Origin of the sequence: Lachnoclostridium phocaeense (assembly GCF_959599685.1) — a bacterium.
GTDB classification, from domain to species: Bacteria; Bacillota; Clostridia; order Lachnospirales; family Lachnospiraceae; genus Claveliimonas; species Claveliimonas monacensis.
Genome location: NZ_CAUGIN010000030.1, coordinates 14238 through 36866 on the forward strand (window position 1 = coordinate 14238; position 22629 = coordinate 36866).

The 22629-nt window shown below is 36.5% G+C and carries 21 protein-coding genes and 3 pseudogenes; 23 read left to right on the forward strand and 1 reads right to left on the reverse strand.

Annotated features, from left to right (window positions below; genetic code table 11):
- Positions 1–15 precede the first annotated feature (15 nt).
- The 14 genes from Q5911_RS12090 (at position 16) to neuC (ending at position 15388) form a co-directional block, all read left to right on the forward strand.
- Positions 16–735, forward strand: a complete 720-nt coding sequence (locus tag Q5911_RS12090) for a sugar transferase (RefSeq protein ID WP_303183102.1) — start codon at positions 16–18, stop codon at positions 733–735.
- Positions 732–1586, forward strand: coding sequence for a glycosyltransferase (locus Q5911_RS12095; RefSeq protein WP_303183104.1), 855 nt, complete (start codon positions 732–734; stop codon positions 1584–1586). Before Q5911_RS12090 ends, Q5911_RS12095 begins: the two co-directional genes overlap by 4 nt.
- A gap of 6 nt (positions 1587–1592) precedes the next feature.
- The gene (locus Q5911_RS12100) at positions 1593–2552 is read left to right on the forward strand and encodes a glycosyltransferase family 2 protein (RefSeq protein ID WP_303183106.1); all 960 of its coding nucleotides are present in this window, start codon (positions 1593–1595) and stop codon (positions 2550–2552) included.
- An 83-nt stretch (positions 2553–2635) separates the two neighbouring features.
- Positions 2636–3907: a hypothetical protein gene (locus tag Q5911_RS12105; RefSeq protein WP_303183108.1), complete on the forward strand. Its 1272-nt coding sequence runs from the start codon at positions 2636–2638 to the stop codon at positions 3905–3907.
- A gap of 1 nt (position 3908) precedes the next feature.
- A complete protein-coding gene (locus tag Q5911_RS12110; RefSeq protein WP_303183110.1) occupies positions 3909–4856 on the forward strand; it encodes a glycosyltransferase family 2 protein in 948 nt (315 codons plus the stop codon).
- A complete protein-coding gene (locus Q5911_RS12115; protein ID WP_303183112.1) occupies positions 4857–5918 on the forward strand; it encodes a polysaccharide pyruvyl transferase family protein in 1062 nt (353 codons plus the stop codon).
- Position 5919: 1 nt separating this feature from the next.
- On the forward strand, positions 5920–7443 hold the full coding sequence (locus Q5911_RS12120) for a hypothetical protein (protein WP_303183114.1): 1524 nt from the start codon (positions 5920–5922) through the stop codon (positions 7441–7443).
- Positions 7444–8745: a lipopolysaccharide biosynthesis protein gene (locus tag Q5911_RS12125; RefSeq protein WP_303183117.1), complete on the forward strand. Its 1302-nt coding sequence runs from the start codon at positions 7444–7446 to the stop codon at positions 8743–8745.
- 421 nt (positions 8746–9166) lie between these two features.
- Positions 9167–10375 carry a polysaccharide biosynthesis protein gene (locus Q5911_RS12130; protein ID WP_303183119.1) on the forward strand — a complete coding sequence of 403 codons (1209 nt, stop codon included), beginning with the start codon at positions 9167–9169 and terminating at the stop codon, positions 10373–10375.
- Between the two features lie 19 nt (positions 10376–10394).
- The gene (locus Q5911_RS12135) at positions 10395–11588 is read left to right on the forward strand and encodes a LegC family aminotransferase (protein WP_303183121.1); all 1194 of its coding nucleotides are present in this window, start codon (positions 10395–10397) and stop codon (positions 11586–11588) included.
- Positions 11566–12636, forward strand: a complete 1071-nt coding sequence (locus tag Q5911_RS12140; RefSeq protein ID WP_303183123.1) for a sugar phosphate nucleotidyltransferase — start codon at positions 11566–11568, stop codon at positions 12634–12636. The genes Q5911_RS12135 and Q5911_RS12140 overlap by 23 nt, the downstream gene beginning before the upstream one ends.
- A gap of 20 nt (positions 12637–12656) precedes the next feature.
- Complete coding sequence (locus Q5911_RS12145) at positions 12657–13208, forward strand: acetyltransferase (protein WP_303183142.1); 552 nt, start codon at positions 12657–12659, stop codon at positions 13206–13208.
- Positions 13209–13220: 12 nt separating this feature from the next.
- Positions 13221–14219, forward strand: coding sequence for an N-acetylneuraminate synthase (neuB, locus tag Q5911_RS12150; RefSeq protein ID WP_303183125.1), 999 nt, complete (start codon positions 13221–13223; stop codon positions 14217–14219).
- Positions 14216–15388, forward strand: coding sequence for a UDP-N-acetylglucosamine 2-epimerase (neuC, locus tag Q5911_RS12155; RefSeq protein ID WP_303183128.1), 1173 nt, complete (start codon positions 14216–14218; stop codon positions 15386–15388). The genes neuB and neuC overlap by 4 nt, the downstream gene beginning before the upstream one ends.
- A 90-nt stretch (positions 15389–15478) precedes the next feature.
- Here the strand turns inward: neuC and Q5911_RS14965 are convergent.
- Positions 15479–16727 (reverse strand): annotated as a pseudogene (locus tag Q5911_RS14965) (IS110 family transposase).
- 292 nt (positions 16728–17019) lie between these two features.
- On the opposite strand from Q5911_RS14965, the gene Q5911_RS12165 reads away from it, so the two are divergent.
- From Q5911_RS12165 to Q5911_RS12205, 9 genes and pseudogenes are all read left to right on the forward strand, one after another.
- Positions 17020–17709 carry an acylneuraminate cytidylyltransferase family protein gene (locus Q5911_RS12165; protein ID WP_303183130.1) on the forward strand — a complete coding sequence of 230 codons (690 nt, stop codon included), beginning with the start codon at positions 17020–17022 and terminating at the stop codon, positions 17707–17709.
- 39 nt (positions 17710–17748) lie between these two features.
- A pseudogene (locus tag Q5911_RS12170) lies at positions 17749–17967 on the forward strand (N-acetylneuraminate synthase family protein); the annotation flags it as partial.
- 45 nt (positions 17968–18012) lie between these two features.
- Positions 18013–18207 (forward strand): SAF domain-containing protein, encoded by a 195-nt coding sequence (locus Q5911_RS12175; RefSeq protein ID WP_303183145.1) that lies wholly within the window; start codon positions 18013–18015, stop codon positions 18205–18207.
- Positions 18208–18210: 3 nt separating this feature from the next.
- Entirely contained in the window at positions 18211–18738 is a 528-nt protein-coding gene (locus Q5911_RS12180; protein ID WP_303183132.1) for a GNAT family N-acetyltransferase, read from the forward strand.
- Positions 18705–19115 (forward strand): hypothetical protein, encoded by a 411-nt coding sequence (locus Q5911_RS12185; protein ID WP_303183134.1) that lies wholly within the window; start codon positions 18705–18707, stop codon positions 19113–19115. The genes Q5911_RS12180 and Q5911_RS12185 overlap by 34 nt, the downstream gene beginning before the upstream one ends.
- Positions 19116–19300: 185 nt before the next feature.
- Positions 19301–20347 (forward strand): UDP-2,4-diacetamido-2,4,6-trideoxy-beta-L-altropyranose hydrolase, encoded by a 1047-nt coding sequence (gene pseG, locus Q5911_RS12190; protein WP_303183136.1) that lies wholly within the window; start codon positions 19301–19303, stop codon positions 20345–20347.
- 200 nt (positions 20348–20547) lie between these two features.
- Positions 20548–20883, forward strand: a pseudogene (locus tag Q5911_RS12195) (UDP binding domain-containing protein); the annotation flags it as partial.
- 370 nt (positions 20884–21253) lie between these two features.
- Complete coding sequence (locus Q5911_RS12200; RefSeq protein ID WP_334307021.1) at positions 21254–22096, forward strand: hypothetical protein; 843 nt, start codon at positions 21254–21256, stop codon at positions 22094–22096.
- A 91-nt stretch (positions 22097–22187) separates the two neighbouring features.
- Positions 22188–22343: a hypothetical protein gene (locus Q5911_RS12205; protein ID WP_303183139.1), complete on the forward strand. Its 156-nt coding sequence runs from the start codon at positions 22188–22190 to the stop codon at positions 22341–22343.
- Positions 22344–22629: the final 286 nt, after the last annotated feature.

A 22629-nucleotide genomic window follows, 5' to 3' on the forward strand; every position in this document is an offset into this window, starting at 1 on the left:
AAAGGAATTTAGATTATGAAGATAAAACATGAACCATATGGTCCATATGAAGAGTACTTTAAACGGCCAATAGATTTTCTGTGTGGGTTGGTAGCTGTAATTATGTTTTGTTGGCTTTATGCAATAATAGCAATATTGGTTAGGATGAAACTTGGCAGACCAGTTTTGTTTGTACAGGACAGACCAGGGAAAGATGAAAAGATATTTAAACTTTACAAGTTTCGAACAATGGTGGATGAAAGAGATGAGAATGGAGAGTTGCTTTCTGATGAGGTAAGACTTACAAAATTTGGGAAGTGGCTAAGGAGTACTTCGTTGGATGAATTGCCAGAAGCATTTAATATTTTGAATGGCACTATGTCTGTGATAGGTCCGCGCCCGCAACTTGTGAGAGATATGACATTCATGACCGATGTACAAAGGAAAAGACATTCGGTTAGACCTGGGCTTAGCGGATTGGCACAGATAAGAGGAAGAAATGCATTATCTTGGGATGAAAAACTGGCTACTGATCTTGAGTATATAGAACATATTACCTTTTTAGGCGATGTGAAGATTGTTATTAATACTGTTAAGCAGGTGTTCTTTAAAGAGAAAGGTATCAAAGGCAGTATGATTGATGAAGTGGATATTACAGATGACTTTGGTGATTACTTACTAAAGACTGGAAGAATTACTAAGGAAGAATACAATCAGAAGATGTATGAAGCTAAAAGATTACTGGAGGCTCAATGATGAACAAAAGAATGAAGAATAGAAAAAAGTTCTCTGTTGTAATCTCTGTATATAAAAGTGATAATCCAGTATTCTTCGATAGAGCTCTTAGTAGTGTAACAGAGCTTCAAACGGTAATACCAGACGATATTGTTCTTGTCGTTGATGGCCCAGTTTCCGATGAGCTTAATGAAGTTATTGCTAAATATGAAAAAAAGTATAACATTTTCAATGTTATCCGTTTAGAAAAAAATGGTGGTTTAGGAAATGCATTAAAGATTGCTGTTAAAAACACAAAATATGAACTTATAGCTCGTATGGATAGTGATGATATATCTGTATCTACAAGGTTTGAAGAGCAACTGAAATTTTTCGACATGTATCCTCAGATAGATATTGTTGGTGGGAATATTACAGAGTTTATTGGCGAAGAAAATAATATCGTAGGATCTAGAATAGTTCCTAAATCAAATGAAGACATACGTGAGTACATGAAAGTTAGATGCGCTATGAATCATGTGTCAGTTATGTACAAAAAGGCGGCAGTTCAATCGGCAGGTGGTTATCAAGATTGGTTTTGTAACGAAGATTATTATCTTTGGATACGTATGTGGTTAAATGGAGCAGTATTTGCTAATACAGGAACAACATTAGTAAATGTTAGAGTTGGGGAAGAAATGTACAAACGCCGAGGTGGTAAGGAATACTTTGATAGCGAGAAAGGCCTTCAGAACTATATGTTTAAGCATGGTATGATAAATGGTAAAACATATATTGTAAATATAGGAAAAAGAGTAATAGTTCAAAAAATATTACCTAATAAAATTAGGGGCTGGGTGTTTAAGACATTTGCTAGAAATAGAGAAGGATAATTTGTCATGGCTGAAATTTCTATTATTATACCATGCTATAACGCATCAGATTATATTAAAAAGTGTTTGGATTCGATTGAAAGGCAAAGCTATAGAGATTTTGATGTTCACTTGATTGATGACTGTTCGAGTGACGATACAGTTGATGTTTTAAAAAGTATTACATCAAATTATGAGTATAGTATTTTTATACATCAAAATCAGGTCAATAAGGGACCATCATTAAGCAGATTAGTCGGTATTAGATCATCTAATTCAAAATATCTTGCATTTTGTGATAGTGATGATTTTATAGAAAAGGATTTTTTACTAAAGCTATTTGAAAAAGTCAAAGAAGGAAATGAAATTGCATTTTGTAATTATTATGTAGTACATTCTAATGGGAAAAAAAGTGAGAGAACGTGGTTTCCACAAAAAGAGCAACTTAATATTCATAAATTAATAGCTATGGGTCCTGATTCAATGTGCTGCCTTCTTGTTGAAAAAAAGATATTTGAGAATATAGATTTTCCTGATTTGAGAAATGGTGAAGACATGGCATTAGTGCCTGTTCTGATAGCAAAAGCAAATAAGATCGGATATGTAAATGATTGCTTATACAATTATATGTATAGAAATAATTCCCTGTCCAAAAGAATTGATTTAGAACTAGATAGATCTTTATTGATTTCATTTAACTATATCCAAGACAATATTAGTAAGGGATATGAAACTGAAAAAGAATTTCTGGGTATAAGAAATTACCTGTATGGATTGTTGATTAATATATTTAAAATAAAGAATATCAATAACCAATTTGTAATGGAAACTATTTGCAAATTTGAAAGAATGTATCCAAATTGGGAAAACAATAAATATTTTAATTGTTTGCCTATATATAAAAAAATATTTTTACTTTTGGTAAAAAAAAGAAAATTTTTACTATGTAGGATATTGGCAAAGATACATAATGTTCTGACGGTATAAGCAATTATTTGCTAATTATGCTGAGGCTAATAGTGGTGAAAGATTAACTATAAATGATAAATAGTAAGAGGTAAATAGTTAATATGATTGCAAAAAATAGAAAAGTGGGGATATCGCTTGCAGTTTATTTATTCTTGGCAATATATGCTCCTCCAATTGTATTCTTAAATATATTTCATGTAATTACAGCATTTTCACTTGTAATGATTATTTTGAAATATCGACACTTAGTGAATAAGATATTAAAAAAGATGCGATGCACTTCAATATATGGCATTATTTTTATTAACTTATTTATCGTTGTGATTGGAGCAGTTACCACTTTATTTAGCCATGATAATCGACTAAAAAACGAATATATGATGGCATTAGTATATCAAGCAGTTATTATGATGTCTGAAATTATTATCTCTACATTGTATATTTGTTGCGTTATAGAGACAAATTATTCGCAAGATGATGGTGAAAAATTTTTAAAGGCCATAGTAGTTGCAGGAATGATTGAATTTTTATTTGTAATGATTTCATACTTAAATCCAAATATTAGAGCATCGTTTCTTAGCCTAATGGGTTCTAATACGGGATTGTCGGATATATATTCGAATTATTCAGAGTACTTGAATTATAGAGGTTATGGGTTCGCACTTGAATTATTAGACACTTTTGGATATGGGACGGGTATAATCGGTGGTATTGCTTTTATTTTAGGAAAATCTAATAAAAAGTATTATTTTTTTGCAGTTTGTATGTTAATAGCAACATTGCTAAATAGCCGAACCGGCTTAATTATGATGGCTTTGTTTATAAGCGTTGATCTAGTTTTCTGGAAAAATGCTAGACTTACAAGGAATAAATTCATACTGATATTATTATTGATAATGTTAGCAATCTTACTTTGGTGTGTTATACTACCTGTATTTCTCAACAATATATTTATGTCAACAAATGATGAGGTATTAAAGAATACAGCTAGGGATTTATTGCAAGTGCTAAATTTTAATTATCACACTTTGCAAAAGGAGATGTGGCAATTACCAGAGGATATCATATATCTACTGTTTGGAACTGGACACTTAGTTACTGGTACTGTTTCAACAGTTGGATATGTCAATGCAATATGGGCATATGGAATTGTCGGTATAATATTGCTTTATACTTTGAGCATAGTTATGTATACAAGAACCTTACGAAGGTGTAAGTACAATTCTTTATATTATAATATAGTATTTGCGTTGTTTATTACGTTTTTTGTCATTCAATTGAAAATGCCGGTTTTTACATATTCTGCAGGAGGATATTTGCAATTTTCGATTCCAATGATTGTGAATTATTTGATTACTAAGGAAAAGGATTGATATGAAGAAATTAAGTATTATTATTCCAGTATATAACATTGAAAAGTATATTATCGAATGCCTTAAATCTATAGATGTATATAACGAATCAGAAGTTGAAGTTATTATTGTTAATGACGGTTCAACAGACTCTAGTGAGAAGATGATTTTAGAATATATTGTCGACAAAGCTGCTTTTAAGTATATTTATCAGGCTAATAAAGGTCTCTCAGGAGCACGGAATACTGGTATTAAGGCTTCAAGGGGTGAGTATTTATTTTTCTTGGATGGAGACGATAAATTGTGCAAAAATGCAATTGAAAACTTGATGAAGTCGGGAATATTGAATTCTCCAACGGAAATCATTATTAGTAGGTATAAAGAGTTTTCCGATATTGATAATCACATAACAGAAGGACCAGATTTGGAAGTCCTTTCTTATGATAGACCGTTTGATTTTTATGATACATTTGTAAATAAAGGAAAAAATTGGATTTCAGCATGGAGCTGTATTGTAAAGAGAAGTTTTATCCTTAATAACGATCTTTTGTTTAAAGAAGAAATTCTACATGAAGATGAACTTTGGGTTTTACAGATTTTTGCGAAAGCAAACAAGTTAAAACTCAATAATAATTTGATTTATCAATATAGAACCAACCGAAAAGGGTCAATTATGGAGAATATTACATCTAAGCATTTATTAGATAAATTAAATATATGTAATGAAGTGTATTCAATAGTAACGCCAGATAATAGACATATTATTAATTCAAGAATAAGAAGCCTTATGCTCTCGGTTATATTGTCATTAATTTACCTTGACGATGAACAAGTAATTAAAGAAATTGAAGCTAGGTTTTGGGATACAAGAAAGTATTTGAAGACAAGAGAAGGATTAAGTTTATATCTATGTTCATGCTTTGGATTACACCCTTTAGTAAGAATCGTAAGAATTTTGAGGAGAAGATAAATGCTAAAAAATATTGCTAAGTCATTTCTAAATGTGCTAATGAATATTACTACATTTTTAAGCTTATTAAAGTTTGGATTTAATAAAAGTTCTATACCAAGGATCATTTTGTGCAATACTCCAACACATGGAAATATTGGGGATCAAGCAATCGCTTTAGCAGAATTGGAATTCCTCAAAAAAAATTTTAAGAAAATTAAACTGATTGAGATTACAGAGGATGAGTGGAAATATCAAAAAGATAGAATACTTAAACGCATTCATAAAAATGATGTAATAGTCATACATGGTGGGGGATATATTGGAACTCTTTGGCGTAATGAATGTAATACAGCAATTGAAATAATAACTCTGTTACCTGAAAATAATAAAATTATATTTCCACAAAGCACATATTATGGAGACTGGAACGTATTAGAGCATGATAAAAATAGCTTTTCTTCTGCACAAAAATTGTGGTTTTGCGCTAGAGATGAGAGTACCTTCAATTTTGTAATAGACAAGCTTAAAATCAATAAAAAAAATGTATTTCTTGTTTCGGATATCGTCACTACGTTTGACTGGAATAAGAAAAATATAAAATATAAGAAAAGAAATGAGGTCTTACTTGTACTAAGAAAGGATGTCGAAAAAACAAGAGAAGAAAATTTTGAGGGAAAAGTAGAGATGTTATTACAAAATGAAAAATATAAATACAATAATTTGGATATGTTTCAACCTTATTACATTAATTTGTTTAGGAAACATATTGTATTAAATCGTCTCAAGAAATTTGCTAAAGCAAAGTTTGTTATTACGGATAGATTACATGGTATGTATTTTTCAGCAATTACTAATACAAATTGTTTTGCTATTGACAATGTGAGCGGAAAAGTTTGCGGTGGTTACAAATGGCTTGCCAATTCAAGAGGAGTAAATTATTTTGAGTCAGAAGATGATTTGTTAGAATATATACAAAATATAGAAGAGAGATATGTATCATACAATTACAAGTTCCTAGATAAGAATTTTGATGAAGTTGTAGAATTAATGGATAATTTGTTAAATGCCGAGGAGGAATAATATGAAAGAAAAGATAAATTTATTTGTATGGGGGATTCATGATATTAGGATGCTTAAATCAGTGTGCAGAGAGTTATATGATAAAGGTAAATTAGAATACTGTGTTTGTATGCCTATGGGAACAAGATATGACAACTCATATAATGATGATATTTTTCATGTCATTCCTTCTTTTTCGTTGGACGAAAATACAATTGAATTACTGAAAGAAAATGAATACCCACCGTTGGATTGGGATATTATAACGAAAATGTTGCCTTTTGAATCTAAAGCAATTGAACTTGGAATGCGTCGGACGAATGTACCAATTGTAGAATATACCAGAGAGAAGCAAAGGTATTATCGAGAATTAAGAAGGATATTATATATTTTTAGAAAATATCAGATTAATTCATTTTTTGCTACTGCGGTTCCGCATTATCAAGATGCGTATATTGCATATTCTCTATCAAAAATTTATAATTTAAAAATACGTTTTTTTGTACCTTGCACGATCAAAGACAGACGGTTAATCGCAAATGATATAGATACAATAGGATGTGACATCTTTGAAACATACGATAGGTTGTTGGGTGAGAACACAACAAAGAAAATCAAATCCAGTGACTTGATGGAGTATTTCAATACACAAACTTTAGGAATTGAAGAATTAAAACAAATTAAAAATCCAGGACAAGATGGTGAAACCAAAAAGATAAAAAGAATGCATACTGATCATTACTGGGGGGTGTGGAAAAAAAGCCATCAACTTGTGTGGAATCCATTAACTCGATATGTAAAGCGAATAAACGAGCTACAAAATAAAAAATTGGAATGTTGTTGGAAGAAGAAAAAATTATTTTTAGACAATCTTCGCGAGGAGCATGCACTGGTTCACTTTTTTTATAAGTATTATAGACTTTCACTGGATAAATACAATAATAGGGCAGAGCTCCCTCTTTATGACAAACCATTTATTCTGTTCGCTTTGCAATTTGTACCGGAAGCAACCACCTGCCCTCAAGCGGGTGTTTTTTCAAGTCAGTATACGTCAATCCAATTGCTGGCTTATGAAGCAAAAAAGTATGGAATTGATATATATGTAAAAGAACATGGGCATCTTTCGATGAGAAATAAGCATTTCTATGATGAAATAGGCATGATAAAAAATGTTAAATTTATTAAATCTTCAGTAAGTACATATGAACTGATTGAAAAATGTATAGCAGTAGCATCACAAACCGGTTCTTGTTTAATGGAGGCCGTAATGCAGAATAAACCTGCATTGGCATTCGGGAAAGGATATTTATGGAAAGGACTACCGGGGTTATTTGAAATTTTAGATTCAGCACATTTGAACAATATTCTGAGAAATATAATGAATCAAAAGGTACAGATAAGTAATGAAAGTATCTATAAGTATTTTATTGCGATTGATGAGAAAACTGTAATTTACAAGGCATATAGGAATAATTCAAATGCGGAAAGAGCTATCAATAAAGAGATTTTAAAAAATATCTTTATCGGATTTACAAATGGTGAATAAATGAATAAAGGCTTAACTAGTTTCTTGGAGAGATTGAAAAAAAATAGAATATTAGCAAGCATTCTTGCCGTTAGTGGAGGTACGATGTTTGCACAAGTTTTGTCAACGATTACTACGCCGATTGTAACAAGAATGTTTAGTACCAGTGAATATGGAATTCTTACTACGTTCAATTCAATTTTATCAATTCTAGGAATAGTAGGTGCTTTGAAATATGAACTGTCAATTTCTGTTGCTGATGATGACGAGATGTCGATTTCATGTTTCAGACTTAGCGTAATAGTATTAATGATTACTACATCTATATTGACTTTCTTATTATTTCAGGATCATAGAAAAATTTTGCATTATTTTGGAGCCGATAATTTAGCTGAATATTGGTACATGATACCAATAGGGATTTTTTTGATCCAGTATTTTGCTATTGCAATCCAATATTCTTATCGACAAAGAGATTTTAAAACAATATCTTTTACTATGGTTAAACAAAGTGTGATAGGAAACGTGGTAAAAATAGTTTTGGGATTTCTAGGCATCGGTCCTATAGGGTTACTTATTTCAAGGGTGTTGAGTGATAGTGTGGGTGTAACATCTCTTACGAAACCAATTATAAGGAATCCAGCATTTCGAAAAAAGAACCAGTATTCACTATGTGAAACAGCAAAAAAATTTTGGCAATTTCCAGTATTCCAGTTTCCAAGTACGATAATGAGTCAGATAGCGTTAAACTTACCGGTCTTTTTTCTGGGAGTAATTTATGACAGTGCAGTTGTTGGTGCTTTTGGATTAGCTAATACAGTTGTTAACTTATCAATGGATTTGGTAGGGAAATCAGTTAGTAATGTTTTCTATGCAGAAGCGGCAAAAATTGCAAAAACAAGTCCTAAGGAGTTAAAGGAACTATCAAATAGCATTTTGCTGAAGATGATACTATTGGGATTAATACCGTTAGTGGCTCTGTTATTATTGGGGGAAGTTTTGTTTACCTTTGTTTTTGGATCCGAATGGAGAATAGCTGGAATTTTTGCGAGCATCATGTCCGTAGGAATATTCTTCAATTTTATTTTTACACCTGTTAGTCGTGTGTTCGAAATATATAATAAACAAAAATACACCTTACTACTTAACGGATTGAATTTAATTTTGATGGGTGTTGTTTTTGGTTTGGCATCAAAAAATGCGATTTCAATATATGTTACTTTGGCTCTATATACGGCTGTTAAGTCGATTATAAGTGTTTTTACATTTTTGCTTTCACGATGGTTTATCAATGAAAGAATAAAAATGCAAAGTGTTTTGTAGATATTATTATGAGGGTGTCAAATACAACAGCCGAGGTTATTCTGAATAACCTGGTGACCAAGAAATGTAAAGTCTTGTGAATACTGGAAGGATAAGGTTCTTGAGATGAATACTTTTTAGAAAAGTGTATAATAAACAGACCTGATAGTTGATACTGTTAAAAAATCAGGTGAAATGTGACTATTAATAACTGCATGAATAATCAATGACGGATCAGGAGAGCCTTTTCAAAGGCTTTTTTTTGTGTGGTTTTTTATGCATTACTTTCAGGGGCGAGACAATCGCGACTCTGATTAGAGCAATGAAAGTTAGTGTAAGTATTTTTTAAATTATAAATAATGAGGAGGAACTAAAAATGCTGAACAACAAAACTATTTTAATTACCGGAGGTACGGGGTCCTTTGATTGGGAGGTATAGATTATGTTTGATTTGCAAAAGTTTATTAATGATTTTGTAACAAAAAGGTCTCAGAGTATGTTCTTGAAGGATATTGAGGATAATAGAGGCAAATTAACAAGAAAAATAGAAGGGAAAACAGTTCTGGTAATTGGCGGTGCTGGTTCAATCGGTTCCTCATTCATCAAGGCAATCCTTCCTTTCAGACCAGCCACTTTGGTGGTTGTTGATACAAACGAAAATGCTCTTGCGGAGCTTACAAGGGATTTAAGATCAACAAAAGGGATGTTTATACCGGAGGATTATGTTCCATATCCTATGGATTTTGCATCTCCTGTATTTGAAAAGATGTTCCGCAAACGCAGTGGGTTTGACATTGTAGGAAACTTCTCTGCACACAAGCATGTGAGATCGGAGAAGGATATTTACTCTGTGGAGGCTCTTCTGAAGAACAATGTACTCCATGCCAAACTTCTTCTTGATCTATTAGCAGAGTTCCCGCCTGAGGAGTATTTCTGTGTTTCCACAGACAAAGCTGCGAATCCTGTCAATATAATGGGTGCAAGTAAAAGAATTATGGAAGATGTTATTTTCTCCTATTCGGACAAGTTTCCTGTAAAGACTGCACGATTCGCTAACGTTGCTTTCTCCAATGGTTCTCTTCCTGCTGGATTTATTGCAAGACTTCAGAAGCTACAGCCAATCTCTGCTCCTTCAGATGTAAAGCGCTACTTTGTATCCCCAGAAGAGAGTGGTCAGATTTGTATGTTAGCTTGTATGCTCGGTAAAAACAGAGAAATCTTCTTCCCAAGACTGGAAGAGGAACAGATGATGACCTTCGATAAGATTGCCACAGCGTTTTTGGAAGAGAATGGATTTGAAGTATTAGAGTGTGCAAGTGATGGAGAAGCAATAGAAAAAGCTGAGGATTTAAAGAAGGGCAGTTTAAAATATCCTGTTCACTATTCTGGTTCTGATACATCCGGAGAAAAAGCATATGAAGAGTTTTACACAGAACAAGAGTGCGTAGACCTTGTTAGGCTTAAGGCACTTGGGATTGTTACGGATAAAGAGATTCCGGATAAGGATAAAGTTAAAGTTCTATTCAACGAACTGACATCAGTATTTGAAAAAGAAGAAACAACAAAAGAGGAAGTTATCGTAATTATGAAAGCATATCTTCCTAACTTTGAACATATCGAGACCGGCAGGTCATTGGATAGCAAAATGTAACATGATGAGGAGGTAGAACATGAGCAAGTTTATTCCGTTATCTATCCCGAATTTTGAAGGGAACGAGAAAAAATATGTGGATGATGCCCTAGAACAGGGCTGGGTATCCACAGGTGGTGCATACATTTCTAAATTGGAAAAGCAGATAGCAGCGTTTCTGCATACAGATAATGTTGCTGCATGCCAAAGCGGTACTTCTGCACTTCATCTTTCCTTAGTAGAAGCTGGTGTTAAACCAGGGGATGTTGTTATTGTTCCACCTCTTACCTTTATTGCAGCTGTTAATCCTGTTAAGTATCAGTTTGCAACTCCTGTGTTCATCGATTGTGATGATTCCTTCTGCGTGGATCCAATCAAGCTCAGAAAGTTCTGCGAAGAGGAATGTGTGTTTGAGGATGAAGTTCTCAAATATAATGGCCTGGTTGTTAAGGCACTTGTGGTAGTCCATGTCTTTGGTAATATGGCTGATATGGTTTCTATCATGAAAACTGCTCAGAAATACAACCTGAAAGTTATTGAAGACGCAACTGAAGCACTTGGTACATATTACACTGAAGGGGAATATAAAGGGAAATATGCAGGAACTATTGGCGATTTTGGTGCGTATTCCTTTAACGGCAACAAGATCATTACCACTGGTGGCGGTGGTGCGGTTACTGCCAACAAATCCAAGGTTGTAGACCATATCCGTTATCTTTCAACACAGGCCAAGAATGACCCTCACTACTATATCCACAATGAAGTAGGATATAACTACCGAATGACAAACCTTCAGGCAGCTCTTGGTGTTGCGCAGATGGAGGAACTTTCTGAATTCATCAGAAGAAAACAGGTTAACTATGATTTGTACTGCAAACTGTTTGAGAGTTTTGAACTTGGAAAAATGATTGGTTTTAGAGAAGGTACTTCTTCAAACAAGTGGTTCTATTCTCTGGAAATCAATAGAGATAAAGTAAAAGCTACAATGCGTGAAATCATCACAGCCCTTGAAGAAAGAGGAGTTCAGACCCGTGCTATTTGGGGCTTGATTAATGAGCAGGTACCTTACCAGGGCGAAGTTGCATATAAGATGGAGAAGGCTCCTTATTATGCAGAAAGAATTTTGAATTTCCCTTCTAGTACTCAGATTACAAAAGAAGAGATTGAGTATGTAGCTGAACAGATAAAAGACGTATTGGAGGGGTTTGCTGATGGAAATGGAGAGAATCAGTAAATATGTTGGAAATCAATCAATGCCGATTGTTGATGCAATGGCAAAGATTGATGCAAATACAAAGGGAATACTTTTTATCGTCGATGATAATCAAGCACTTGTAGGGGCTTTGACTGATGGTGATATCAGAAGATGGATCCTAAATGCAGGTGAAGTATCTGCTGCCGTTCCTTGTGCAATGAACAAGTCACCGAAATATCTGAAGGCTAATGAAAAGAATAAAGCTTTACAGGTTATGAACGAAAAAGCTATCACAGCTCTTCCGGTGCTTGATGAAGACATGAGAGTTATTGATATTGTATTCAAATCGGACTCGATGGAGCACGAAGTACCTAAGAGGAAGCTGTCAGATGTACCTGTCGTAATTATGGCAGGTGGCAAGGGAACCAGGCTTTATCCTTATACCAAAATCCTTCCTAAACCTCTTGTACCGATTGGTGATACTCCGATTGTTGAGCGAATCATCAATTATTTCTCAGACTTTGGAATGCAGTCTTTTTATATGACCGTTAATTATAAAAAGGCTATGATTCGTTCTTATTTTGATGAAGTAGAGAAAGACTACACAATCAAGTATGTTGAGGAAAATAAGCCTCTGGGTACTGGTGGCAGTATCAAACTGATTGAAGATAGATTTGATAGACCAATCTTTATTTCCAACTGTGATTCGCTTATCCTGGCGGACTATTATGATATCTATCAGCACCATATAAATGCATGTAATGATATTACCGTGGTTTCAGCACTCAAAAATATTCAGGTTCCTTATGGAGTAATGCATACTGGAGAAAACGGTGCTCTTAAGTCAATGGAAGAAAAGCCGAAGCTGTCGTGTTTTATTAATACCGGCATGTATGTAATCAATCCGGAGACCATTGACTTGATTCCTGATGATATAATGTTCCATATGACACATCTGGTTGATGCCGTTATGAAAAAAGGCGGTAAGGTAGGTACATACCCGGTCAGTGAAGACTCGTTCCTGGATATGGGTGAACTGGATGAAATGAAAAGAATGGAGGAGAAACTTCATATAGTTTCTGATTGATGATGGAAGATATAATTTTGGTGGGTTTTGGCGGACATGCTAAAAGCGTTGCTGACTGCATCGAAAGAAAAAAAGAATATAGAATTATAGGATATACAGAACCTGCCGAAGTAGAATCTAGATATCCTTATTTAGGAACAGATGAAGTCCTCAAACATTACTATTCTAACGGAATCAGGAATGTTGCAATTTGCCAGGGCTATTTAGGGCGTGGAGAATTACGTCAAAAACTATATAAGTTTGTAAAGGACATTGGTTATACATTGCCTGTAATTTCAGACCCATCAAGTATCATATCAAGCACAGCGGTTATTGGTGAGGGAACATTCATTGGTAAAGGGGCTATTGTGAATGCAGAAGCCAGGATTGGTAAAATGGCAATCATTAACACAATGTCGCTCGTTGAACATGAATGTGTTGTCGGCGATTTTTCACACGTAGCGGTTGCAGCAGTTCTATGTGGACAGGTTGAAGTTGGAGAAGCCGCTTTTATTGGAGCCAATTCAACAGTTATTCAGTGTAGAAAAATCGAGTCCGGAAAAATTGTCCCTGCCGGTGTTACGATTAGATAGGGTGGTGAGGAAATGAAACATGTAATTATTATTGCTGAAGCTGGCGTGAATCATAATGGAAACTTTGAACTTGCGAAGAAAATGGTTGACGCAGCCAAAGAAGCAGGAGCGGATTATGTAAAATTTCAAACATTTAATCCGAAGAAGCTGGTTTCCAAATATGCTGAAAAGGCTGAGTATCAGAAGAAAACAACCGGATCAGATGAGACACAGCTTCAGATGCTACAGAAACTTACATTGACAGAGGATAATTTCCTTTCATTGCGTGACTACTGTATGGAAGTTGGCATTGGGTTCATATCAACTCCATTTGATTTAGACAGTATTGTATTTTTGGAAACCTTTGATATGGACTTCTGGAAAGTACCATCCGGTGAAGTGACTAACTTACCGTATTTAGAGGCAATTGCTAGAACAAAAAGAAAGGTTGTTATGTCTACTGGAATGTGTGATATAAACGAAATCCAGGATGCGATAGAAGTATTGGAGAAAAACGGAACAACAGATATAACTCTTTTACACTGCAACACACAATACCCGACTCCATATGAACACGTTAATCTAAGTGCTATGAATTCAATTAGAGATGCTCTGCATAAAGAAGTAGGATACTCTGATCATACACAGGGAATTGAAATCCCAATTGCTGCAGTTGCGATGGGAGCAACTGTTATTGAAAAGCATTTCACTCTGGATAAAAATATGGAAGGGCCTGATCACAAAGCCAGTCTGAATCCATCAGAACTACAACAAATGGTTGTGGCTATTCGTAATATTGAACAAGCCATCGGAAATGGGTTGAAAGAGCCATCTTCTTCTGAAATGGCAAATAAGGGAGTAGCTAGAAAAAGTATTGTAGCCAATAAAAGTATTAAACAAGGAGAAGTATTCTCGGAAAAAAATCTTACAACAAAAAGACCTGGAACAGGTATCTCACCGATGAAGTGGTATGACGTGATTGGAAAGATTGCATCTAGAGATTTTTCTGAGGACGAAATAATAGAACTATGAAAAAAATCGCAGTAGTAACTTCGACAAGGGCTGAATTTGGTCTCCTGATGCCTGTAATTCAGTCTCTTCGAGAGTACGAAAATAATGAACTCAAGATTGAAGTAGTCGTTACAGGAACGCATCTATCAAATGAATACGGACACACCATCGATGAAATATATCGAAATGGTATTCGTATTGATGAAACTGTGGAAATACCTGTCGGCTCAAAAGATGCCGGGGATATCTCACATAATCAGGTCATAACCTTAGAAAAGTTCACAGGGCTTTTTGTGGAGAAAAAGTACAACGGTATGGTGATTCTTGGGGACAGGTATGAAATGCTGGCAATAGCCATAGCTGCGGGAAATACTCATACTCCGATATTTCATCTTTGTGGAGGAGACACAACTGAAGGTGCGTTAGATGAATGGATTCGTCATTCAATTACAAAGATGAGCTATCTCCATTTCCCTTCGAACACAGAAAGTTATAAGAGAATCATTCAGTTGGGGGAGGATCCAGAGCGTGTTTTCAACTATGGTTCTACAAGTATTGATAACATCATCAAACTGTCTAACATGCCAAAATCTGATGCCTTGAATAGTATTGGATTAGAAGAATGCAGGTATGCAGTTTGCACATATCATCCAGTTACAATGGACGATGGAGATGTGGATGATCTGATTCATAATTTCCTTGAGGCAATAAAACAAACACCAGAGATAGAATTCATTGTTACAAAATCAAATGCAGACCAAGGTGGTGCACACATTAATGAGTTGCTGGATGCGGCTCAAGAAGATATCAATAATCTCCATGTTTACACTTCGTTAGGTGTTGTAAGATATCTTTCGTTAATGAAATCCGCAGAATTTGTGTTAGGCAACTCATCTAGCGGTATTATTGAAACACCAGCGTTTGGAATACCTACTATTAATATCGGGGATAGGCAAAGAGGACGTTTACAGTCAGAAAGCATTATTAACTGCTCCACTGATTCAGAAAGCATAGAAGTGGCAATTCAAAAAGCAATAGATCCTGAATTTAAGAAAATTTGCAAATCAGTGATTAGTCCATATGGCGATGGCCATGCAGCGGAACATATTGCATCGAAGATCGTCGAAGTGGTTAGCAAAGATGAAATAGATTTAAAGAAGAAGTTCTTTAATATCGAGGTAATAGTGTGAAAGAAAGTAGAGGATGGCCCAAAGATGGCACACTTAAACAAGCTATTGAAAAATAGCCATTTGAAACAGGGTTGATTTTGTCGAGATATGTTAAGAAACAAGCTGGGACTCTTTTATAAGTCCTTCAGCAATTAAAAATATCATAGCCTGCTTGACTGCCTTTTCCTTCTGCTTGTTTTTCAGAGGTTCGGGCATATCAATCTTGAAAAGGTCGGTTGGATTCCAGCTTTCTCCTGTAGACAGCCGTGAGGATCATCCGGGCGACTGCAATGATGGCACGTTTCTTACCACGGCGTTTCGTGATGCGTTCATATTTGGCTTTGTAATGAGGAGATTTGTTGGATTTCACGGCTGCATGGGCAACTTGCAGCAATGCGGGTTTGAGGTAGATGCCGGCACGTGTGATTCGAACAGATTTCTTCTTACCGGCTGACTCATTATTACCGGGAGTCAGGCCAGCCCAGCAGCATAAACGTTTGGAATTGGAAAACTGTGTCATATCCGTACCGATCTCAGAGATGATTGTAATCGCACTGTTACGATCGATTCCGGGGATGGTACACAGTAACTGGACAGCATTTTCATAAGGTTCGACCAACGAATCGATCATCGGGTCTATATCTGAGATCGTGGATGTGATATAATCCATATGTGCGTGGACAAGGCGCATGCGGTATTTTGGGGTATCAGTCATCTGATAACCCTCGATAGACTCAATGACACTTTCAGACTTCTTCTTGAGCGAACGGAGAAGTCTGGAGGATATTTCTTCGTGGTTGATGGAATTGTCGGACTATTTGGGAAGGTAATCGATCACAGAGGTGGCTGATTTCCCGAAAATATCGGAAACAACCGAATCTAATGCGACATTACAGACGGTAAGCGCATTCTGAAACCGATTCTTCTCGCTGCTTCTGCAGGAAGTCAGTTTATACCGGTATCTCGTAAACTCTCTGAGGATATGGATCGGTTTGCACGGTATATAGCTTCCCGGCACAAGCCCCAGTCTGAACAGATCCCCGATCCATTTAGAATCCTTGGTATCATCCTTGTTCCCTTTGACAGGCTTTACCCATTTAGGGTTGGCAATGGTGACGTTGATATCGTCCTCCAAAAGGTTAAAGACAGGGATCCAATATTTACCGGTGGATTCCATACAGACATCACGGCAGGAATTGTCCAACAGCCATTTTTTAAACTCAAGGATAGAATTGTTGAAGGTGGAGAAACGCTTCTTGTGATAAGAAGGCTGAACTCCGGAAGTAGTCTTGATGATGGTGGCAACGAGAAAAGATTTGTGGACATCGACACCACAGCAGGTTTGATAAACAACTTTCATAGGCAAAGCTCCTTTTTGAAAAATAGAGAGAAGCCATTGACTGTTCCACCACACAATTAACAAGAGTTAAACAATTTTTAGTGTACGGTCTTGTAGATCCACTTATTTGTGCTTGAAAGGTGAAACTTACACTGATTAAGATGCTGTCTAAAACGAGAGGGTTTTTACGATTCCCCTCCCCGTGCTTTGTAGTATAGCTTCTCACTTTTAGTATAGGGCAAAACGTGGAGGAAGTCGAAACTTTCATTACTATTTGTGCCGCCAACTGAAAGGCGGCGGAATGGAGATTAAGATGAAGAATATTGCAATTATACCTGCTAGAAGCGGTTCTAAAGGTTTGAAAGATAAAAATATAAAAGAGCTGAATGGAAAGCCGTTGCTGGCATACAGTATAGATGTGGCCATATCATCTGGTCTGTTTGAAGAAGTGATGGTTAGTACGGATAGCGAACTGTATGCCGATGTGGCAAAGAAAAATGGTGCATCAGTTCCTTTCTTGAGGTCTGAAGAACAAAGTGGTGACAATGCAGGAAGTTGGGGAGTTGTCGAAGAAGTATTAAAAAGATATGAGACTCTCGGAAAAAAATTCGAAACTGTTTGTCTCTTACAGCCTACTTCACCATTAAGAAGAACAGAAGATATTTTGGCAGCTTATGAATTGCTGAATGATAAAAACGCTGAGGCAGTTACTTCAGTATGCGAAGTTGACCATTCCCCATTATGGACAATGACGCTTGATAAAACTCGCTGCCTTTGTGACTTTAGAAAAAATCTTGTCAATGCACCTCGCCAAAAACTTGGTCAATATTATAGGCTTAATGGTGCCATTTATGTCAAACGAATCTGCTATGGTGAAAAGATTATTTTATTAGATGAAAAAGAATATGCAGTCATCATGGATCGTAGGAATAGTGTTGACATAGATACAATTGAGGACTTTGAGTTAGCAGAATGGTATCTAAAAAACGGTTTTTCTGAGTAAGCTGGTGACAAAGAGACGCAAGGCCCTGTAAATACTGAAACTCTTCCTGATATGAGAAAACAATTTGGGCTACCAGTTGGGTTATCAGACCATTCTATGGGATCGTTAGCAGCAACCGTAGCGGTGGCGTTAGGTGCGCAGGTAATCGAAAAGCATTTCTGTATTAGCAGAGAAATTAAGAATCCAGACTCATCATTTTCAATGGAACCAAAAGAGTTTAAATCTATGGTCACTGATATAAGAAATGTGGAGAAAGCTCTTGGCCATGTGAGTTATGGCCCCATGGAACAGGAAAAGGGCAGCATGGTATTTAGGCGCTCTATATTTACGGTCAGGCCTATCAGGCGTGGGGAAACATTTACCGAAGATAATATCCGTGTTATCCGTCCTGGATATGGTATGAAACCCCAATATTATAAGGAGATAATTGGAAAACATGCGTCAAGAGATATTGACTATGGAATGCCTTTATCTGAAGATCTAATTTTGGAGGAATAGTATATGGGAAAACTGTATCTAAGAAATGCAAATGAGGGAGATAGTTTTTTTATTTTAGGACTTGCCAATAATCCTGAATGCAGAAAAAACTCGTTTAATTCAGAGAAGATACCGTTAGATGTTCACATGAAATGGTATGATAAGCTAATGCATTCTGATACGGATTCGCTTTATGTTTTGATGGAAGAGGATATTGCTGTCGGACAGGGGAGGTTAGAGTTAAGAGAAGGAGAGTGCAGGATTAGTTATAGCTTAATTCCTGAGAGGAGAGGTTGCGGGTATGGAAAAATACTGGTAGCTTTGCTTATGAAAAGAGCTTTACAGGATTATCCCTACTGTAATATTTTTTTTGCTGAAGTCTTAACTGGAAACTTTGCCTCTCAGAAGATATTTGAAGAGCTCTCATTTGTCGAGAAGAAGGGTGCTAAGAACACAGAATCTTTAATATATGTGATGGAGAGGGAATGGATTTTCAATATTCCTGCTTCGGATTTAGAATGCAAAAATACGGAGAAGGGGTATTGCTCCTGAGTAATAACCGAGATTCTTTCGAATTATACGAATGGCTGAAAAGCAATGGGGTTAATGTATATTATTATTCTGATAAAATTTCAAAAGAACAACTTATTTTCCTTAGGCTGGAATTAACTATCAACTATAATTATTCGTACATAGTAAATGATGAGATTATTGCTTCCCTTTATGGGAAGATTATTAATATGCATATCTCCTATTTGCCATGGAACAGGGGTTCGGTTCCAAATTTCTGGAGTTTTATTGATGATACTCCTAAAGGATTTACAATACATATGTTGGAAAAAGGGGGGATACAGGAAAGATTATGGTACAGAAAGAAGTTTTTTTCGATGAAACGAAGGAAACATTTGAATCCACATATAAATCTTTGAATCATGAAATTTTGGAACTGCTGAAAAATAATTGGAAACAAATTTCGGAATGGAAATTTAAAGCGTACCAACAAAATGGAAAAGGGACTTATCATACAAGAAAACATTACAATGAAAGATTTCCTTTCATAAACTGAAAAGAAAACATAAATGAATTCAAGAAAAAAATCTGAGGTAATACGCTTATGGTGTATTTTAGAGTAGATGGAAATGCAGAAATTGGGACTGGACATATTATGAGATGCCTTTCAATAGCAAAGACACTTCAAAATATGGGAGAAACTGTAACTTTTATCATTGCTGATCAGCATTGTGAGGCATTAATACGTGAACGAGATGTCAATACTATATGCCTAGGCAGTGCCTGGAATGATCTGGACAAGGAGATTGAACAGATTTCATCGTTTATTCTTAGAAATAAGATAGAATGTTTGATTATAGACTCCTGCTTTGTAACGAAACAGTATCTAACGGAATTGAGGAAAATAACAAAACTGATCTATATTGATGATATAGACAAAATGCTTTATCCTGTGGATTTGTTGATCAATTATAATATATATGCTGAAAAATTGTCATATCCAGAACGGTATCGCATGGCAGGATTAGATACAGGTTTTGCTATTGGCTGCTCGTATGTTCCTTTACGGGATGAATTTTCTAGTATAAAGAGAACAATTAATAAATCTGTAAAGAGAGTTATGATAACATCAGGTGGAGCGGACTCCTATAATATTACTGATTACATTTTACGGGGTATACAGGGGTGGACAGGATTCTCGGGATTAGAATATCATGTCATTATAGGTGCATTTAATAAAAATAGGGAGAAGCTTCTGAGGCAATGGGGAGACAGAGAGAATATTTATCTGCACTATAATGTTTCTAATATGGCTGAATACATGACAAAGTGTGATATAGCGATAACCGCTAGTGGAAGTACAACCTATGAATTATGTGCCTGTGGCACGCCTTCGATTATTTATACATTGGCAGATAACCAGATAGAAATTGCGTCGGCGTTTTCAGAAAAAGGGTTGCTTTGCTATGCTGGCGATATTCGAGAGGATAAAGAGTATTGTCTATTTAATATAAAGAAATATTTGAAGGCATATATAGCGAATTATGAGCTAAGAAAAAGAATTTCTCGGCATATGCAGGAAGTGATTGATGGCAACGGAGGTAAGAACATAATCAAGGCAATGAAAGGTGTATTGGGCAATACAAAATGAATGAAAACCACTGCATTTGTAGATGTCCTGGAATAATTTATCCAGATGGTGGTTCTTCTGAGTAGCCTGGTGAACACCAGGATAATGAGAAGATTTAAGGAGACACCAGGAAAGAGATAAGCTCTTCTAAATAAACTGGTGAAATTTTAAAGAACACCGGAGGTTTGAGGAGAAACACCAGAAAAAGGAAGAGGTCCGAGCTGGCCGGAGGGTATGAGGCCAATAGTGCTTATGATGTTAGTAAGGAGCACGAGGTGGTTATAGGTGTGTACCGCCTGACTATGAAGAGCAACTCTGACAACTTCCGCCAGAGCAGCATTCAGGGGATCATGAAGCGGGTGAAAGCCAAGGGAGCTACCGTGATCATCTATGAGCCCACACTGGAGGATGGCAGCACTTTCTTTGGCAGCCGGATAGTTAATGACCTGGAGAAGTTCAAGGAGATGAGTCAGTCCATCATTGCCAACCGGTATGACAGCTGTCTGGATGATGTGAAGGAGAAAGTATACACCAGAGATCTGTTCCGCAGGGACTAAGGAAAAGGGTAGACAGATTTGGTTAAACAAAAATAGATATGAAATTGCTTATGGAAACTTTGGGAAATATATGTTAATATATACTCAAAGCATTATATTTCTGGCAGTTTCTGGCGGCGTCGGCCGTGTCTTACAATTTATAAAAATCTAAAAGAAATCTCAATGCTTTTCGTTCCATTTTACACACAGCAGAGAGGTTTCTTGGCCGCAACACTTTGCTTCTTCAGGATACCTCCTGCAAATTTTCAGGATGAAGGAGGTATACATGAGCAAAAGTCAAAAGAAACAGAGGCGAAACAAGCAGGGCAGGAGCGAGGAAGAGAAAATGTATCCTGTGCCCAACCGGAATTATAAGTCGTCTATTTTCACCATGTTGTTCAGCGACAAAAAGGAACTGCTGGGACTGTATAATGCGGTAAGCGGAAAAGACTATAAGGATCCTGGACTTCTGGAGGTGAATACGCTGGAGAATGCTATTTACATGGCCATCAAGAATGACTTGTCATTTGTGATAGACTCCCAGCTTTCTCTGTATGAGCATCAGTCCACCTACAGCCCCAACCTTCCGCTGCGGATGCTTCTGTACCTTGCAGATCTGTATGCGGACATGACAAAGAATGAAAATCTGTATGGAAAGAAGAAAGTGAAGATCCCGCCACCCCAGTTCATCATATTTTACAATGGAGTGGAGAGACAGCCGGACAGGCGGATACTCAGACTGTCAGATCTGTACGAAGTGGAAGAAGAGGAGCATAAGCTGGAGCTGGAAGCAGTGATGCTGAATGTCAACGCAGGTCATAACCGAGAGCTTTTGCAGTCCTGTAAGACACTGGCAGACTATGCAGAGTACACAGCATGCATAAGAAAATATGCTGAAGAGATGGACACAGAAGACGCAGTGGAATGTGCGATTGCGGAGTGCATCCAGGAAGGAGTCCTTGAAGAGTTTCTGAGAAAGAATCGGGCGGAGGCGAAAAGGATGAGTATATATGAATATGACCAGGCAAGGCATATCCGGCAGGAGAGAGAGGATGCATGGGAAGAGGGCTGGAGTGAAGGCCGGAATGAGGGTAGACAGGAAGAAAAGAGAAGCGTAGCTGCCAGGCTTGCAGAGATGGGTATGACAGAGGAGCAGATTGCTCAGGCGGTGGGAGAGACCGCTGGGGTTGTAGAGGGGTGGCTGGCTGAGGCCGGCGCATCGGAGGAAAAATAGAAAAAGTTCTTTAGAGACTGCCAGGGATATGTGCTACCATATACATCAAGCATATAACCTCTGGCAGTTTTTTGATTCAGGGTATCCTAAGATGCCGGATCTTCTGCCTGGAGAGCGTTTTGAAGGGAGAAGAAAGATGCCGGTCCGGGAAGGAGAGCCGGGCCTTGGAGATGGCTATGTCCGGCGGATTGCTACTATGCTGCAGGGAGAAGAGGGGAATATTCAGTTTACCGGCTGGCCGTTTTGAATGAAAGTGCAAAAAGAGGATATAAATTAATTTTGTTTTGAAAAGAGGCTATGGTATAATGTTAGATATTCTAGGAGGAGGCTCTAGTGTTTCAGATAATTGTGGAGTTGACGACACATTATATCTGAGCGAGAGTGATTTTACTGTAGAAGATGACTGTTTTTAAATCATGCTATAGAATGGTAAAATGATGAATATAGGTGGGAAACAGAGATTTTGTTAGCGTCGGGCGAGGGAGTATCCCAAAGTTTGTGTAAACCTTCAAACTGATGTAAGATAGACTTAC

Bases quoted from the DNA above. Each gene is read 5' to 3' on its own strand.
- Q5911_RS12175 (WP_303183145.1), top strand. From the start codon at position 18,013: ATGGTATTTAGGCGCTCTATATTTACGGTCAGGCCTATCAGGCGTGGG.
- Q5911_RS12205 (WP_303183139.1), top strand. From the start codon at position 22,188: ATGCCGGATCTTCTGCCTGGAGAGCGTTTTGAAGGGAGAAGAAAGATG.
- pseG (WP_303183136.1), top strand. From the start codon at position 19,301: ATGGTGTATTTTAGAGTAGATGGAAATGCAGAAATTGGGACTGGACAT.
- Q5911_RS12100 (WP_303183106.1), top strand. From the start codon at position 1,593: ATGGCTGAAATTTCTATTATTATACCATGCTATAACGCATCAGATTAT.
- Q5911_RS12130 (WP_303183119.1), top strand. From the start codon at position 9,167: ATGTTTGATTTGCAAAAGTTTATTAATGATTTTGTAACAAAAAGGTCT.
- Q5911_RS12095 (WP_303183104.1), top strand. From the start codon at position 732: ATGATGAACAAAAGAATGAAGAATAGAAAAAAGTTCTCTGTTGTAATC.
- Q5911_RS12185 (WP_303183134.1), top strand. From the start codon at position 18,705: ATGCAAAAATACGGAGAAGGGGTATTGCTCCTGAGTAATAACCGAGAT.
- neuC (WP_303183128.1), top strand. From the start codon at position 14,216: ATGAAAAAAATCGCAGTAGTAACTTCGACAAGGGCTGAATTTGGTCTC.
- neuB (WP_303183125.1), top strand. From the start codon at position 13,221: ATGAAACATGTAATTATTATTGCTGAAGCTGGCGTGAATCATAATGGA.
- Q5911_RS12110 (WP_303183110.1), top strand. From the start codon at position 3,909: ATGAAGAAATTAAGTATTATTATTCCAGTATATAACATTGAAAAGTAT.
- Q5911_RS12140 (WP_303183123.1), top strand. From the start codon at position 11,566: ATGGAAATGGAGAGAATCAGTAAATATGTTGGAAATCAATCAATGCCG.
- Q5911_RS12200 (WP_334307021.1), top strand. From the start codon at position 21,254: ATGTTGTTCAGCGACAAAAAGGAACTGCTGGGACTGTATAATGCGGTA.
- Q5911_RS12115 (WP_303183112.1), top strand. From the start codon at position 4,857: ATGCTAAAAAATATTGCTAAGTCATTTCTAAATGTGCTAATGAATATT.
- Q5911_RS12180 (WP_303183132.1), top strand. From the start codon at position 18,211: ATGGGAAAACTGTATCTAAGAAATGCAAATGAGGGAGATAGTTTTTTT.
- Q5911_RS12165 (WP_303183130.1), top strand. From the start codon at position 17,020: ATGAAGAATATTGCAATTATACCTGCTAGAAGCGGTTCTAAAGGTTTG.
- Q5911_RS12125 (WP_303183117.1), top strand. From the start codon at position 7,444: ATGAATAAAGGCTTAACTAGTTTCTTGGAGAGATTGAAAAAAAATAGA.
- Q5911_RS12135 (WP_303183121.1), top strand. From the start codon at position 10,395: ATGAGCAAGTTTATTCCGTTATCTATCCCGAATTTTGAAGGGAACGAG.
- Q5911_RS12105 (WP_303183108.1), top strand. From the start codon at position 2,636: ATGATTGCAAAAAATAGAAAAGTGGGGATATCGCTTGCAGTTTATTTA.
- Q5911_RS12090 (WP_303183102.1), top strand. From the start codon at position 16: ATGAAGATAAAACATGAACCATATGGTCCATATGAAGAGTACTTTAAA.
- Q5911_RS12120 (WP_303183114.1), top strand. From the start codon at position 5,920: ATGAAAGAAAAGATAAATTTATTTGTATGGGGGATTCATGATATTAGG.